This is a genomic window from Kitasatospora sp. NPDC005856 (assembly GCF_040629945.1).
Taxonomy (GTDB): Bacteria; Actinomycetota; Actinomycetes; order Streptomycetales; family Streptomycetaceae; genus Kitasatospora.
In genome coordinates this window covers 1-15,934 of record NZ_JBEXWT010000026.1, presented here as the reverse complement: position 1 = coordinate 15,934, position 15,934 = coordinate 1, and the positions used below count along the sequence as shown (strand labels likewise).

Annotated in this window: 7 protein-coding genes and 1 pseudogene; 2 read left to right on the top strand and 6 right to left on the bottom strand. The window is 74.6% G+C overall.

Annotated elements, in window-relative coordinates; translation table 11 throughout:
• Positions 1-92: 92 nt before the first annotated feature.
• Both ABZ449_RS17810 and ABZ449_RS17805 read left to right on the top strand, forming a co-directional pair.
• Positions 93-1,925 carry a BTAD domain-containing putative transcriptional regulator gene (locus tag ABZ449_RS17810; protein ID WP_360346727.1) on the top strand — a complete coding sequence of 611 codons (1,833 nt, stop codon included), beginning with the start codon at positions 93-95 and terminating at the stop codon, positions 1,923-1,925.
• 139 nt (positions 1,926-2,064) lie between these two features.
• Entirely contained in the window at positions 2,065-2,727 is a 663-nt protein-coding gene (locus ABZ449_RS17805; protein WP_360346573.1) for a class I SAM-dependent methyltransferase, read from the top strand.
• A 45-nt stretch (positions 2,728-2,772) separates the two neighbouring features.
• On the opposite strand, the gene ABZ449_RS17800 is transcribed toward ABZ449_RS17805, so the two are convergent.
• The 6 genes and pseudogenes from ABZ449_RS17800 to ABZ449_RS17775 all read right to left on the bottom strand — a co-directional run.
• Complete coding sequence (locus ABZ449_RS17800) at positions 2,773-3,873, bottom strand: HAD-IIIC family phosphatase (protein WP_360346571.1); 1,101 nt, start codon at positions 3,871-3,873, stop codon at positions 2,773-2,775.
• A gap of 35 nt (positions 3,874-3,908) precedes the next feature.
• Positions 3,909-5,024, bottom strand: a complete 1,116-nt coding sequence (locus ABZ449_RS17795) for an acyl-CoA dehydrogenase family protein (protein ID WP_360346569.1) — start codon at positions 5,022-5,024, stop codon at positions 3,909-3,911.
• Positions 5,017-5,298, bottom strand: coding sequence for a phosphopantetheine-binding protein (locus ABZ449_RS17790; protein WP_360346567.1), 282 nt, complete (start codon positions 5,296-5,298; stop codon positions 5,017-5,019). The genes ABZ449_RS17795 and ABZ449_RS17790 overlap by 8 nt, the downstream gene beginning before the upstream one ends.
• 22 nt (positions 5,299-5,320) lie before the next feature.
• Positions 5,321-6,190: a 3-hydroxyacyl-CoA dehydrogenase family protein gene (locus ABZ449_RS17785; protein WP_360346565.1), complete on the bottom strand. Its 870-nt coding sequence runs from the start codon at positions 6,188-6,190 to the stop codon at positions 5,321-5,323.
• 17 nt (positions 6,191-6,207) lie between these two features.
• A complete protein-coding gene (locus tag ABZ449_RS17780) occupies positions 6,208-12,510 on the bottom strand; it encodes a type I polyketide synthase (protein ID WP_360346563.1) in 6,303 nt (2,100 codons plus the stop codon).
• A gap of 31 nt (positions 12,511-12,541) precedes the next feature.
• Positions 12,542-15,931, bottom strand: a pseudogene (locus tag ABZ449_RS17775) (SDR family NAD(P)-dependent oxidoreductase); the annotation flags it as partial.
• Between the last annotated feature and the right edge of the window lie 3 nt (positions 15,932-15,934).

Below are 15,934 nucleotides of genomic sequence, written 5' to 3'. Positions count from 1 at the left end.
GGAGTCTTGCCCTCCGGTCGTGTGATGAAGAGGACTCCCCCTTGAACTTCCTGTTGCTGGGCCCGCTTTCCGTCCGGTTGAACGCACGTGAGGTGCACGTGTCGGCGCCGAGGCAACGCGTGGTCATGACAGCCCTCCTCCTCAACGCCAACCGGGTCATCTCGGTCGACCGGATCGCCGAGTACCTCTGGGACGGCGCCCCGCCGCCGAGTGCCGCCGCGACCGTCCGCACCTATGTGATGCGCCTGCGGCAGTCGCTGGGCGAGCACGCCTCCGCCCGGATCCTCACCCGGGCGCCCGGCTACCTCCTCGAACTCGGCGAGCACGAGAGCGATCTCGGGCAGTTCACGGCCCATCGCCGGCGCGCGGCGGAGCTGGCCGAGCGCGGAGACCTGGAAGGTTCCTCCGCCGAGCTGGCCGAGGCGCTCGCCCTGTGGCGCGAGGAGCCGCTGGCGGACATCCCGTCGCAGACGCTGCGCGACGTGGAGGGCCGCTACCTCCAGGAGCTTCGCCTGCAGACCATGGAGATGCGGTTCGACGCGGAGCTGGCACTGCTGCGGCACGCCGAGGTCGTGCCGGAGCTGGTACGGCTGGTGCGGAAGCACCCCTTACGCGAGGCCCTGGTGGGCAAGCTGATGCTGGCGCTGGGCCGCTCGGGACGGCAGTCGGAGGCCCTGGACCTCTACCAGCGCACCCGGGCGCTGCTCGTCGAACAGCTCGGCGCCGAGCCGAGCACCGATCTGCGCGAGGTCCACCGGCACATCCTCTCGGCCCATGACCGGCCCCGCACGCCCGACCCGCTGGAGCGGCCCGCGAAGGCCCCGGCCGCGGTCATCGCGCCGGCGCCGGCCGCCGCCTGGGAAAGATCCTGCTGGCCGAGCCCGGCGCAGCTGCCCTCGGTGCCGCTGCCGTTGTCGGCCCGCTCCGGCGCACTGGCGCGGCTGCAGCACTTCCTCACGACCGGCACGATGCCCGCGGGCATGGTGGCGACGGCCGTGGTGACCGGCCGGGGCGGTGTCGGCAAGAGCGCGCTGGCCCTGCAAGCGGCGCACGCCGTGCGCGGTTCCTCGGTGCACGGCCAGCTCTACGCGGACCTCGGCGGAGCCGCGCGGCCGCTGACCGCCCGGGCGGTGCTGCCGCGGTTCCTGGCGGACCTCGGTGTGCCCCGGGACGAGATACCCGAGGAGGAGTCGGAGCGGGAGAGCCTCTACCGCTCGCTCACCGCGGGCCGCCGTCTGCTGGTGGTGCTCGACAACGCCTCCAGCACCGCGCAGGTGCGGCCGCTGATACCGGGTAGCGGGGGCAGCAGGCTGCTGGTGACCAGCCGACGGCGGCTGGCCGATCTGGAGGGGGCGTCCCCGCTTGTACTCGGCCCGCTGGACGAGGCCGGGTCGCTGGAGCTGCTGGGCAGCATCGTCGGCCCGGCCAGGGTCGGTGCCGAACCGCGGGCGGCCCGTTCGGTGCTGACGGTCTGTGCGGGCCTGCCGCTGGCGATCCGGATCGCGGGGACCCGGCTGCTGGAGCGCCCGCACTGGACCATCGGGCACTTCGCCCGGCGGCTCACGGACGCCCCGCGGCTGCTGGACGAACTGTGCGCGGGCGACCTCGGTGTCCGGCCCTGCCTCGACGCCGACCACGCCGGGCTCCGGCGGACGGCTCCGGCCGGGGTCGACCCCGCCGAGGTGTTCACCGCGCTGGGGGCCGCCGGATCGCGTTCGGTCTCCAGCAGTAGGGTCGCGGTGATGTTCGGCTGCTCCGAGGCGCAGGCCGAGGAGGCCTTGGACGCCCTGGTCGAGGCGAATCTGCTGGGTGAGCCGGCGGGGGGCCGCTACCGGCTGGACGCGCTGCTGCGGGCGTACGCCCGCGAGCGGGCGCAGGCGGTCGCCGTACGGCAGCACGATCACCCGTACATGCGCGCCGGGTGACCGTCCCGGCGGCCCGGCGACGGACACCCGGCGGCCCGGTTCCCCTTCCCCCGATCTCCTTCGACCCGATCTCCTTCGACCCGATCTCCTTCGACCCGATCTCCTTCGACCCGATCTCCTTCGAGAGGACCCCCGCGCCATGGCCCACCAGACAGAAGCCACCCACGACCTGCTCGCCTACGTCCGAGAGGTCTCCCTCCGTGACGACGATCTACTCAGGGAGCTGCGGGAGGCCACCGCGGACCTGCCGGGCGGGACCGCCATGCAGGTGATGGCGGAGGAGGGCCAACTGCTCTCCCTGCTCGTCGGGTTGACGGGAGCTCGGGCGGTGCTGGAGATCGGCACCTTCACCGGCTACAGCACCCTGTGCATGGCCCGCGCGCTCCCGGCCGACGGAGTGCTGGTGTCCTGCGACATCGACGACCGGTGGCCGGCCATCGGCGCCGACTTCTGGAAGCGGGACGGGGTCGACTCGCGGATCGACCTGCGGATCGGCGATGCCGCCGAGACCCTGGACGCGCTGCTGGCGGAGCGCGGGCCGGAGAGCTTCGACCTGGTGTTCATCGACGCGGACAAGAGCAACTACGTCCGCTACTACGAGACTTCGCTGACGCTGCTGCGCGCCGGCGGTCTGATCGTGGTCGACAACACCCTCTTCTTCGGCCGGGTCGCCGATCCGGCCGCCGTGGACCCGGAGACCGCCGGGGTCCGGGCTCTGAACCAGCTGCTGCACAAGGACCCTCGGGTGGAGCTGTCGCTGCTGGTGATGGCCGACGGGATCACACTCGTCCGCAAGCGCTGAGGGCGGCGGGCCGGAGCCCGGGAGCGCCGGCCGCCGCCGCCGCGGTCACGACGTTCCCGGGCCCCCTTCCGGCACGTTCAGGTCGGGTGCGTCCACGCTGATGACGGTGGACACCACGCGCGGGCCGGGGACCAGGTGGAGGCGCTGGAGTCCGGTGTCCTCCGGAGCCGGCGCGAGGACGGCGGCACACGGGCACGGGGCTTCGTCCAGTCCCTCGAAGCCCGCGAACCGGTAGGCGATCTCCATCATCCGGTTGCGTTCGGTCGCCCGGAAGTCCGCGACCAGGTGGACTCCGGACCGGGCGGCGGCGTCGGCCAGCCAGTTCAGCAGGGTCGCGCCGGCGCCGTAGGCGACGACCCGGCAGGAGGTGGCGAGCAGCTTGAGGTGCCACAGGCCCGGGTGCCGTTCGAGCAGCAGGACGCCGACCGCGCCGTGCGGGCCGAACCGGTCGGTGAGGGTGACCACCAGGACCTCGTGCCGGGGGTCGGTGATCAGGCCGCGCAGCACCGCGTCCGGGTAGTGGACCCCGGTCGCGTTCATCTGGCTGGTGCGCAGGGTGAGTTCCTCGACCCGGGACAGCTCCTCGCCGGTGGCCCGGCCGATGCGCATCCGCAGGTCCAGGGAGCGCAGGAACTCCTCGTCGGGGCCGGGGGCGGCCGCCCGCTCGGCCTCGCGGCGGAAGCCCGCCTGGTACATCTGGCGGCGGCGCCGGGAGTCGACGGTGCTGGCCGCAGGGGTGAACTCGGCGAGTTCGGGGAGTGCGAGGACCTGCTCGGCCGGGTAGCACCGTACGTCGGGCAGGTGGAAGGCCACTTCGGAGCGTTCGGCGGGCCGGTCGTCGACGAAGGCGATGGTCGTGAGCGCGAAGTTCAGCCGGTCGGCGATCCGGCGCACCGACTCGGACTTGGCGCCCCACCCGATCTCCGGCAGGACGAAGTACTCGGCCACGCCGAACGCCTCCAGCCGGGCCCAGGCGTGCTCGTGGTCGTTACGGCTGGCGACGGACTGGAGGATGCCGCGGGAGTCGAGCTCGATCACCACCTTGCGCACCTCGTCCGGCAGGTGCACCTCGCCGTCCTCCAGCAGGGTGCCCTGCCAGAGGGTGTCGTCCAGGTCCCAGACCAGGCACTTGACGATCTCGGCCATGCCGTCCTTCCTCGTGTCGTCGGCCGTGGGCCCGCTCACCGTGCCCCCGGAGCGGAGAGGGCGTGCTGTGCCAGCATCAGCCGGCACAGCTCGTTGCTGCCCTCGATGATCTCCATCAACTTGGCGTCCCGGTACGCCCGGGCCACCGCGTGCCCGTCCCGGGACCCGGCCGAGGCCAGTACCTGGACGGCCGTCGCCGCGCCCCGGGCGGCCTGCGTCGCGCTGACGTGCTTGGCCAGTACGGTCGCCACCACCTGGTCCGGCGACCCTTCGTCCCAGCAGCGGCTGGCGTGCTCGCAGACCCGCGCGGCCACCTGCTCGGCCGTGTAGAGGTCGGCGAGGTGCCCGGCGACGAGCTGGTGCTCTGCGAGCGGCCTGCCGAACTGCTCCCGCCCTGAGGCGTGCGCGGTGGCCGCCGCCAGACAGGCCCGCAGGATGCCCACGCACCCCCAGGCGACGGACATCCGCCCGTAGGCCAGCGCGGTCGTCACCAGCAGGGCGGGCGGCAGTCCGTGACCGCCCAGGACGCTGTCGGCCGGCAGCCGCACCCCGTCGAGGTGCACGTCCGCGTGTCCGGCCGCGCGGCAGCCGAGCGGGTCGGCGATCCGCTCGATCCGGACGCCCGGCGTGTCGGTGGGCACCACGACGGCCACCGCGCCGTCCTCGTAGCGGCCGACGACGACCACCAGGTCGGCGTAGTGGGCGGCGGTCACCCACTTCTTGTGTCCGTCGACGACGACCGCGTCGCCGTCGCGGCGGACGGTCGTCGTCATCGCCGCGAGGTCACTGCCGGCGCCGGGCTCGCTGAAGCCGACCGCCGCCAGTGCGCCGCCGGTCAGCCGGGGGAGGTGGGCGGCCGACTGCTCGGCGGTGCCGAGGCGCTGGATGGTCCATGCCGCCATGCCCTGGGAGGTCATCACGCTGCGCAGCGAGCTGCAGAGGCCGCCCACGTGGGCGGTGTACTCGCCGCTGCGCATGCTGCTGAGCCCCCAGCCGCCGTACTGCTCCGGGACCTGGGCGCACAGGCGGCCCTCGGCGCCCAGTTCGCGGAGCAGGTCCAGCGGGATGAGACCGGTCCGGTCCCACTCCCCCGCCTGGTCGCCGACCCGCAGCGTGACGGAGGTCATGGCGCTGTTCAGGTCCTCACCCATTCCGGCCCCCGGCGGCGGGCACCCGGAGCCGGTCCACCAGCTCCGCCATCCGCCGTACGGTGCGGAAGTTGTCCAGCCGCAGGTCCGCGCCGCGGACGGCGATGGCGTAGGTCTTCTCCAGGTGCACCACCACCTGCATGGCGAACAGGGACGACAGGCCGCCGGCGCCGAACAGGTCGGTGTCGGCGTCCCAGGCGGTTCCGGTGCGTTCCTCCAGGAATCCCAGCAGTTCCTTCTCCAGGTCGTGGATGTCGGGCGTGTTCGCTGTGGTCATGGCCGTCTCCTTGTCGGGGTGATCAGGTGTAGTCGTAGAAGCCGCGCCCGGACTTGCGGCCCAGCCGGCCCTCGCGGACCAGCCGGAGCAGCAGTTCGGCGGGGCGGCAGCCGTCGTCGCCGGTGCGTTCGTGGAGCACGGTGAGGGAGTCGACGAGGTTGTCGATGCCGATCAGGTCCGCGGTGCGCAGCGGGCCGGTGGGGTGTCCCAGGCAGCCCTGCATCAGGGCGTCGACGTCCTCCGCGGTCGCCGTGCCCTCCTCCACGACCCGGGCCGCGTCGTTGATCATCGGGTGCAGGATGCGGCTGGTCACGAAGCCGGGTGCGTCCCGGACGACCACCGCCCGCCGCCGCAGCGCCGTGAGCAGGGCCGCCACGGCGGCCATCGCCGGGTCCCCGGTCTTGGCGCCGCGGACCACTTCGGCGGTGCCGATCAGGTAGGGCGGGTTCATGAAGTGGGTGCCGACCAGATCCTCCGGCCGCTCCACGGCACCGGCCAGTTCGTCGACGGGGATCGAGGAGGTGTTGGTGATCAGCAGGGTTCCGGGCCGGACCAGTCCGGAGACCTCGGACAGGACGGCGGCCTTGATCGCGGCGTTCTCGGTGACCGCCTCGACGACGGCGGTGGCTCCGACGACGGCCTTGAGCGAGGTGCCGGTGGCCAGGGCGCCGCGGGGCGTCCCGGCGGGCAGTGCGCCCATCAGCTCGGCCAGCCGGAGGTCGCCGTCGATCAGGTCCATGGCCCGGTCGAGCCGTTCCCGGTCGATGTCGACCAGGTGGACCGGCAGGCCGTGTCCGAGGGCGAGGACGGTGATGCCGACGCCCATCACCCCGGCTCCCAGCACGGTGAGGGCGTGTCGCGGGGGGGAATCGTCGTACGGGGCTGTGGTCAACGGGCTCTCCTTCGGTTTCACAGGTCTTCGGGGGTGCGGAGGATGGTGCCGAGCCAGTCGGCGACGGCGTCGCCGGTGGTCGCGACATGCTGTTCCATGATCGAGAAGTGGTCTCCGGGAACGTCGACGACGGTGTCGGCACCGGCCCAGGACGAGCGCCAGTCACCGGCTTCGGCGGACGGGCGGCCGAGCGGGGTGGAGGCGCGGACCAGCAGCAGCGGGGCGCGGACCGCCGGGGGTTTCCAGTCGTCGAGCAGACGGAAGTAGCCGCCCATCGCGGTCAGCCTGGTCCCGTCCATCGGGGCCGCCCGGTCCTCGCGGTCGAACATGCCGCCCAGCAGGACGTCGTTGAACTGGGTGATGCCTTCGTTGTCGGAGAGGTAGGTGTCCAGCAGCACCACGGCCGCCGGGCCCTCGCCGCGCTGCTCCAGCGCGGCGGCCACTCCGTGGGCGAGCGTGCCGCCGGAGGAGGAGCCGGCCAGGACGAGCGTCCTCCCGGGCAGTTCCCGGAGCAGTGTCGTCGCCTGGAAGTCCAGCAGGGCCGACATGTCGGCGGGCAGTTCCTCCTCGGGGGTGAATCCGGGGGCGTCCAGGGCGGCGACGGCGTAGCGGTCCCGGAAGCGGGCGGCGAAGCGGGCGTACTGGTGGGCACCGCCGAGGGCGACGACGGAGCCGAAGCAGACGAGTACGGGGGCGTCGGCGCGCTCGTTCAGGCGCAGCAGCCGCGGGCCGGTGCCGGCGGCCGCGAGGTCGCTGCCGCTGGGGAAGGCCGGGCGCAGGGCGGAGGCGTGCTTGAGCAGGGCGATGCCCTCGTCGATCCGGCCGAGTGCGCACGCCCGGCGGAACAGCACGCTCACCGGGTCGGTGTCGGCGGTGTCGGTTCCGGTTGCGGCGGTTCCGGTTGCGGGTGCCGTTCGGGGCCGGGGGGTGTCTTCCCCCCGGACCTCGGCGGCGAGGCGCGCCGCGAGCGCGGCGGGGGTGCCGCTGTCGAAGACGGCGGAGGGCCGCAACCGCAGTCCGGTGGCGGCGGCCAGCCGGTTGCGGAGCTCGACCGCGGTCAACGAGTCGAATCCGACGGAGAGGAAGGGCACGGTCGCGGACAGCGCCCCGGAGTCGGTGTGGCCGAGGACTTCGGCGGCCTGGGCGAGGACGATGTCCAGCAGGACCAGCCCGCGCTCCTGCACGTCGGCGGCGGCGTCGAGCCGTTGCCGCAGCGCTGCGGCGGCGGTCGGCGTCCCCTTCGCTCCGGTCGTCGCGGTCGGGCTGCGCCGGACCAGGGAGCGCAGCATCGGGTGCACCGCGCCGTCGCCGCGCACGGTGAGGTCGAGGTGGGCCAGGACGACGGGGCTCCCGTCTCCCGGCGGGGCGGCGTCCGCGGCGCACACCGTGTCCAGCAGGGCCATGGCCTCCGCGTCGGAGAGGCCGCGGGCGCCGCGCCGGTCGATGCGCCGCCGTTCGGCGCCGCCGAGCTCCGCCGTCATCCCGCTCACCCGTTCCCAGGGGCCCCATGCCAGGGACAGGCCGGGGAGCCCGAGCCGTCGGCGTTCCGCGATGAGGGCGTCGAGCGCGGCGTTGGCGGCCGAGTAGGACGCCTGGCCGGGGCTGCCCAGCACGCCCGCGGCGGAGGAGAAGACGACGAACGCGGACAGGTCCGCTCCGCGCGTCAGCTGGTCGAGGTGCCGGGCGGCGTCGAACTTGGGCCGCAGGACGGCGGTCATCCGCTCCCCCGTCAGCCCGTCCAGCAGACCGTCGTCGAGCACTCCGGCGGTGTGGACCACGGCGCACAGCGGATGGCGTTCGGGGATGGCCGCCAGGGCGGCGGCCAGTTCCTGACGGTCGGACACATCACAGCTGACGGCGGCCAGTTCGGCTCCGGCCTCGGCCAGCTCCGCCGTCAGCTCCGGCATGCCGGGGGCGTCGGCGCCGCGGCGGCTCAGCACGAGGAGGTGGCGTACCCCGTGCGCGGCGACCAGATGGCGCGCCAGGACGGCCGCGAGAGCGCCGCCCCCGCTCACCAGTACCGTCCCTTCGGACGGCCCGAACGGGCCGGCCGGCCGGGTCGCGGCGGTGGCCGTGGCCGTGGTGGCCGTGGCGGTGGTGGCCGGCGGCCGTATCAGTCGGGGCGCGTACAGGACGCCACCGCGCAGGGCCGCCTGTGGTTCGCCCGTGGCGAGGAGCTCGGCGAGCGCGTCGCCGAGACCGTCCGGGTCCGGCCCTTCGGTGTCCAGCAGCACGAACCGGTCGGGGTGTTCGAGCTGAGCGGCTCGGAGCATGCCCCAGACGGCCGCCGCACCGAGGTCCGCCGGCTGCGGCTGCGCGCCGAGCGGGCCGGTCGCGCCCCGGGTGAGCACCACCAGGGGCGTACGGGCGGTGGTGTCGTCGGCCAGGTGGGCCTGGAGGCGGTCCAGGACCCCGGACGCGACCGCGTGCACCGCCGCGGGGTCCGCGTCCCGGGCGGGGGCGTCCGCGGTCACGGTGTCGGCGGACGGGGGGCAGGTCAGCAGCATCGCGTCGGGTGTCGCGGACGGGGGTTCGGTGGGGAAGGCGGCCGGCAGCAGCCGCTCGTCCTGCGGGCCGAGAAGGCCCCAGCGGGTGACAGGGCGCGGGCCGGGCCCGGCCGTGACCGGCGTCCAGCCGACGTGGAAGACGGAGCCGGAGGACGCCCGCAGTGCGGCGGTGGACGCCGTGCGCAGGGTGAGCGAGCCGACCGTCGCCACCGTGCGCCCCGAGGGATCGGTGATCCGCGCGGTGACGGCGTCCGGGCCGTCGGGGCGCAGCCGGACGCGCAGGACCGGCGCGTCGGAGGTTTCGATCGCGACGCGCTGCCAGGAGAACGGCAGGGGGACGCCGTCGGCGGGCTCCGCGGTCGCGGCGCCTTCGCGCAGACCGGTCGTCTGGAGGGCCGCGTCCAGGAGGGCCGGGTGCACGCCGAAGCCGCCCGCTCCGCCGTCGGGGAGGCCGTCGGGCAGGGCCACTTCGGCGTGGATCGCGTCCGCGGTGCGCCATGCGGCGCGCAGGCCCCGGAACGCCGGGCCGTAGGCGACGCCCCGGGTTTCGAGCAGCCCGTACAGTTCGTCCACGTCGAGGGGGACCGCGTCGGGCGGGGGCCACGTGCCGGCCGGTCCGGTCGTGTCGTCCCGGTCGGCCGAGGGGTCCCGGGGGCCGACCGCGCCGGTCGCGTGCCGGGTCCAGGGCCGGTCGGCGGAGCCGGGGGCGGCCTCGGGCCGGGAGTGGAACTCCACCGGGCGCCGTCCCGTGCCGTCCTCGGCGCCCACCCGTACGCGCAGTTGCACGGCCTGATCGTCGGGCAGCAGCAGCGGGGCGGCGAGGGTCAGCTCCTCCACGAGGGCGCAGCCGAGGCGGCGGCCCACGTGCGCGGCCAGCTCCACGAGGGCCGCGCCGGGCAGGATCACGGCTCCGGCCACGGCGTGGTCGGCGAGCCAGGGGTGGGTGGCCGAGGAGAGCCGGCCGGTGAAGAGGGTGCCCGCGTCGTCGGGCAGGTCGACCGCGGCGCCGAGCAGCGGGTGGTCCGCGGCGGACTGGCCGGTGGCCGCCTGGTCCCGGTCGGCCGGCAGGGCGTCCAGCCAGTAGCGGCGTCGTTGGAAGGCGTAGGTGGGCAGGTCCACCCGCCGGGCACCGGTTCCGGCGAACAGTCGCTCCCAGTCGACGCGCAGGCCCCGGACGTGTGCCTCGGCGAGCGCGAGCTGGAGTCGGCGGAGCCCTCCGGCCCCGCGCCGCAGGGTGTCGAGCACCAGCGTCTCCGGGGCGCCCGCATCGGCGGCCGTGTCCTCGATCGCGTACATCAGGGCGGGCTGGGGGCCGGACTCGATGAAGACGCGGTGCCCGGCCGCGAGGAGCGAGCGGGTCGCCCGCTCGAACTCGACGGTCTGCCGGAGGTTGCGGTACCAGTACTCGGCGTCCAGGGACTTCGTGTCCAGCAGACCGCCGGTCACGCTGGAGTAGTACGGCACGGCACCCGCGAGGGGGGTGATCCCGTCCAGGTCGGAGAGCAGGCGCCGGCGGATCCGCTCCACGTGCGAGGAGTGCGACGCGAAGTCGGTTTCGATGCGAGTCGCCCACACCCCTTCCTCCAGGAGTTCCTCCACCAGGGCCGTGACCGCGTCGGCGTCGCCCGACACCGCCACCGACGACGGGCCGTTCACCGCCGCCACCGAGAGCCGGCCCGCCCACGGGGCGATGCGCTCCCGTGCCACGTCCATCGGCAGGGGCACCGACGCCATACCGCCACGGCCCGCCAACGCCCCCACCGCACGGGAACGCAGCGCGACCACCCGCGCCCCGTCGTCGACGCTCAGGCCACCCGCCACCACCGCGGCGGCGATCTCGCCCTGGGAGTGGCCCACCACCGCGTCCGGAACGATGCCGGACGAGCGCCACACCTCGGCCAGCGACACCATCACCGACCACAGCACCGGCTGCACCACGTCGACCCGGGCGAGCAACCGCTCCGAGCCCAGCGCCTCCGCCAACGACCAGTCCACGTAAGGCGCCAGCGCCCGCTCGCACTCGGCCATCCGCCCCGCGAACACCTCCGATTCGGCCAGCAGCTCCACGGCCATCCCCACCCACTGCGAACCCTGACCCGGGAACACCAACACCGAACGGCCCGGGGGCAGCCCGCTGCCGACCATCACGCCCGCCGCACGCACGCCCCGCGACAGGGCGGCGACACCGGCCAGCAGTTCGCCCCGGTCCGACCCCACCACCACCGCGCGCTCCGCGAACCGCGAACGCCCCGCCGCCAGCGAATGGCCGACGTCCGTCACGCTCAGGCCCGGTTCCGCCACCACCCGCTCGTACAGCGCCGTCGCCTGGGCGCGCAGCGCATCCGGAGTACGCGCCGACAGGATCCAGGGGACGGCGGCGGGCACGGGTTCCGGCGTGGCGGGCCCGTCGGAAGCTGCCGGGTCGGCCGGGGCCTGTTCGAGGATGACGTGGGCGTTGGTGCCGCTGGCGCCGAAGGAGGACACCCCGGCCCGGCGCGGACGTCCCGTCTCCGGCCAGGGGGCGGCCTCGGTGAGCAGGGAGACGGCTCCCTCGGTCCAGTCGATCTGGGGCGAGGGAAGGTCGACGTGCAGGGTGCGCGGCATCACGCCGTGCCACATCGCGAGCACCGACTTGATCACCCCGCCGACGCCCGCGGCGGCCTGGGTGTGGGACAGGTTGGACTTCAGCGAGCCCAGCCGCAACGGCCGCCCGGCGGGCCGGTCCTGCCCGTACGTGGCCATGAGCGCCTGCGCCTCGATGGGGTCGCCGAGGACGGTGCCGGTGCCGTGCGCCTCCACCATGTCGACCTCGGACGGGTCGAGTCCGGCACGGGCGAGCGCCCCGTTGATGACGCGCTGCTGCGCGGGCCCGTTCGGGGCGGTCAGCCCGTTGCTGGCGCCGTCCTGGTTGACGGCCGAGCCGCGGATGACGGCCAGGACGGGGTGCCCCGCGCGCCGGGCGTCCGAGAGCCGTTCCAGCAGGAGCAGGCCCAGGCCCTCCCCGAACCCGGCTCCGTCCGCCGCGGACGAGAAGGACTTGCTGCGTCCGTCGGGTGCCAGGCCGCGCTGGCGGCTGAATCCGACGTACAGGCCGGGGGTGGACATCACGGTCACCCCACCGGCCAGGGCGAGGGTGGTGTCGCCGGAGCGCAGCCCCTGGCAGGCGAGGTGGACGGCGACCAGGGAGGACGAGCAGGCGGTGTCCAGGGTGACCGCCGGGCCTTCCAGGCCCAGGGTGTAGGCGATCCGGCCCGAGGCGACGCTGGGGATGGTACCGGTGCCGAGGAAGCCTTCCACTTCGTCGGGCACCCGGCCGAGCCGGGACCCGTATTCGCTGTAGATCACTCCGGTGTAGACGCCGGTGCGGCTGCCGCGCAGGGTCGCCGGGTCGATGCCCGCGCGTTCCACCGCTTCCCAGGACGCTTCCAGCAGCAGCCGCTGCTGCGGGTCCATGGCCAGGGCCTCGCGCGGCGAGATGCCGAAGAAGCCGGGGTCGAAGCCGGTCGCGTCGTGGAGGAAGCCGCCTTCCCGGACGTAGAAGGTGCCGGGGGCGTCGGGGTCGGCGTCGAAGCCGCCCTCGACGTCCCAGCCGCGGTCGGTGGGGAACGGCGAGACCGCGTCGCGTTCCTTGACCAGCAGCTCCCACAGGTCTTCCGGGGTGCGGACGCCGCCGGGGTAGCGGCAGCTCATCGCCACGATGGCGATGGGCTCGGCGGAGTCGTCGCGGAGCCGTCGGTTCTCCTGCCGCAGGCGCTGGTTGTCCACCAGCGAGGCGCGGAGGGCGGCGACCACCTGGTCCGTGTCGGTGGGCATGGGGTTGGGCTTCTCCTTCTGCGGCTGTCGGTCAGTCACGTTCGCCGCCCAGGGCCATCCGGACGAGGTCGTCGACGGCCATGGCGTTGATGTCGGCGGCGGGAGCCGGCGTGTCCGGTGTCTCCGGCCGGTCGGCGAGGTGCGCCCCGGCGGCCTTCCCGGTGCCGGCGGGGTCGCCCGGCCCGTCGGGTACCAGGCGCCCGGTGAGGTGGGCGGCGACGGCGGCCGGGGTGGGGTGGTCGAAGACCAGGGTGGCGGGCAGCCGGCGGCCGGTGGCGGCGCCGAGCCGGTTGCGGAGTTCGACGGAGGTGAGCGAGTCGAAGCCGAGGTCCTTGAACGCCTGGTCCGGGTCGACGGCCTCGGGTCCGCCGTGGCCGAGGATGTCGGCGACCCGGCTCCGTACCAGGTCGAGCAGGGTGGCGACGCGTTCCTCCGGGGTGAGGCCGGTCAGCCGGCGGCGCAGCGAGTCCGCTTCGGCGGCGTCCGCCCCGGAGGCGGGGCGGCGTGCGGTACCGGGGACCAGGGCGGCGAGCAGGGCCGGGACGGGTCCGGTCCGGGCTGCCGTCCGGAGCCGGCCGAGGTCGATCTTGACCGGGACGAGCAGGGGTTCGTCCAGGGTGAGCGCCGCGTCGAACAGGGCCAGGCCCTCTTCGCTGCCGATGGCCGCGGTGCCTCCCCGGGACATCCGCCGCAGGTCGGCGGCGGTGAGCGTGCCGGTCATGGTGCTGCGGCGCGCCCACAGGCCCCAGGCGAGCGACTGGGCGGGCAGTTTCAGGGCACGGCGGTGCTGGGCGAGCGCGTCGAGGAAGGCGTTGGCGGCCGCGTAGTTGCCCTGCCCGGCGTTGCCGACCGTGGCGGACGCGGAGGAGAACAGGACGAAGGCCGACAGCGCGAGGTCACGGGTGAGGTCGTGCAGGTTGAGGGCTGCGTCGACCTTGGGCCGCAGGACGTGGCGCATCCGCCCGGGGGTCAGCGACTCGATCGTCCCGTCGTCCAGGACGCCGGCCGCGTGGACGACCGCGCTCAGCGGGCGGTCGGCGGGGATGCCGGCGAGCAGCGCGGCGAGCGCGTCCCGGTCGGCGACGTCACAGGCCTCCACGTCCACCCGGGCGCCGAGGCCGCGCAGTTCGGCGGCGAGGTCGGCCAGGCCCGGGGCGTCCGTGCCGCGCCTGCCGACGAGCAGCAGGTTCTGTACGCCGTGCGCGGTCACGAGGTGCTGTGCCACCAGGCCGCCGAGCGCGCCGCCGGCCCCGGTGACGAGGACGGTTCCCCCGGCCGCGGCGATACCGGACGGTGTGTCCGGGGCCGGGTTCGGGTCCGTGGCGACGGTGGCCCTGGTGAGGCGGGCGGCGAGGAGCTCTCCGCCGCGTATCGCCAGTTGGGGTTCCGTTCCGGCCAGTGCCCGGGGCAGCAGGCCGGGCACGGCGGCCGGGTCGTCGGTATCGATCAGCAGGAAGCGGTCCGGGTGCTCGGACTGGGCGGAGCGGACGAGGCCGCGGACCGCGGCGCCGGTGAGGTCGGTGACCTCCTCGCCGGCTGCCGTGGAGACCGCACCCCGGGTGACGAGCACGAGCCGGGTGCCGTCGTCCCACCGCGGGTCGGCCAGCCAGTCCTGGACGAGCCGCAGGGCGTCGTCCAGTGCGGTGTGCACGGACGCGGCGTCGGGCGGGGACGAAAGGTCCGGGGTGTGGTCGCACCAGGCCAGCACGGCGTCGGGCGACGGCGCTCCCCCGTCCAGCGCGGCACCGAGCGCGGCCAGGTCCGGATGGCTGTCCGGGAGGAGTTCCCGGCCACCGAGGACAGCCCAGTGTCCGAGGGGGTCGGCGGGTGCGGTGGCGGGCACCGCCGACCACTGCACCCGGTAGAGGGATTCCGGGCCGCCGCCCGGGCAGAGGGTGTCGAGGTCGATCGGGCGGACGGCGAGCGCCTCGACCGACGCGACCGGGAGGCCGTTCGAGTCGGTCGCGTCGATCGACACCGATCCGTCCGGCCGGAAGCCGAGCCGTACCCTGAGCGCGGTGGCTCCGGAGGCGTGCAGCCCGACTCCGCTCCAGGAGAACGGCAGTCCGGCGGACGGCCGGTCCGCGCCCGGTTCGGTGTCCGGCCGAGCCCGCAGGAACAGCCCCTGGAGAGCGGCGTCCAGGAGGGCGGGGTGCACGCCGAAGGCGGAGGCGGACCGGTGCTGGTCCTCGGGCAGACGTACCTCGGTGAAGATCTCGTCACCCCGGCGCCAGGCAGCGGTGAGCCCGCGGAAGGCGGGTCCGTAGCCGTAACCGGAGGCACGGAACCGCTCGTACAGGTCGTCGACGGGGATCGGGACGGCGCCGGGCGGGGGCCAGGAGCCGGCGTCGTCCGGTACGGCTGAGGACGACGGCTCGCGGGTCGTGGCGTCGGCGGTGAGCCTGCCGGTCGCGTGCGCGGTCCAGTGCGGGGTCGCCGCGTCCTCGCGGCAGGAGAACAGGTCCAGTGAGCGGCTGCCGTGCGTGTCCGTGGCGCCGACCCGAACCTGCAGGCGGACGGCGGTGTCGGCGGGTATCAACAGCGGTGACTGGAGCGTCAGTTCCTCCACCGTGCGGCAGCCGGCCTCGTCCGCGGCGCGTACCGCGAGTTCCGCGAAGGCCGCTCCGGGCAGCAGGACCGTACCGGCCACCGCATGGTCGGCGAGCCAGGGGTGGGTAAGCAGCGAGATCCGGCCCGTGAGCAGCAGTTCACCCGTGTCGGCCAGTTCGATGGCCGCTCCGAGGACGGGGTGGTCGGCCGGATCGAGGCCGGCCGCGCCCACATCGGCCGCCGCGGTGGGCGCCGGCTCGGGCCAGTAGCGGCTGCGCCGGAAGGCGTACGTCGGCAGGTCCACCCGCCGGGCTCCCGGGAACGCACCCGAGAAGTCCGCCTCCAATCCGCACTCCCACGCACGACCCACCGCACGCAGCACCTGCGCCGGGCCACCCTCCCCACGACGCAACGTCCCCAGCACCACGGCGTCCACACCCGCGGCATCGACCGACTCCCCCACCGCCACACCCAGCACCGCGTGCGGGCTGGACTCGACGAAGAACCGGAAGCCCTCCCCCAGCAACGCCTCCGTGGCCTGCCCGAACTCCACCGTCTCCCGCAGGTTCCGGTACCAGTACTCGGCGCCCAGGACCTCCGTGTCCAACAGGCCGCCCGTCACCGTCGAGAAGAACGGCACCGAACCCGCGAGAGGGGTGATCCCGTCCAGGTCGGAGAGCAACCGCTCGCGGACCTCCTCCACATGCGCGGAGTGCGACGCGTAATCGACCTCGATCAGACGCGCCCGCACACCCTCCCCGACCAAGGCCTCGACCAGTGCCGCCACCGCGTCCGCGTCACCCGACACCACCGTCGACGACGGACCGTTCACCGCCGCCACCGACAACCGGCCCGCGATCCGCTCCCGCACCGC

Excerpts from the sequence above, each read along its gene's own strand:
- ABZ449_RS17805 (WP_360346573.1), top strand. The coding sequence starts at position 2,065 with ATGGCCCACCAGACAGAAGCCACCCACGACCTGCTCGCCTACGTCCGA.
- ABZ449_RS17800 (WP_360346571.1), bottom strand. The coding sequence starts at position 3,873 with ATGGCCGAGATCGTCAAGTGCCTGGTCTGGGACCTGGACGACACCCTC.
- ABZ449_RS17795 (WP_360346569.1), bottom strand. The coding sequence starts at position 5,024 with ATGGGTGAGGACCTGAACAGCGCCATGACCTCCGTCACGCTGCGGGTC.
- ABZ449_RS17790 (WP_360346567.1), bottom strand. The coding sequence starts at position 5,298 with ATGACCACAGCGAACACGCCCGACATCCACGACCTGGAGAAGGAACTG.
- ABZ449_RS17780 (WP_360346563.1), bottom strand. The coding sequence starts at position 12,510 with ATGCCCACCGACACGGACCAGGTGGTCGCCGCCCTCCGCGCCTCGCTG.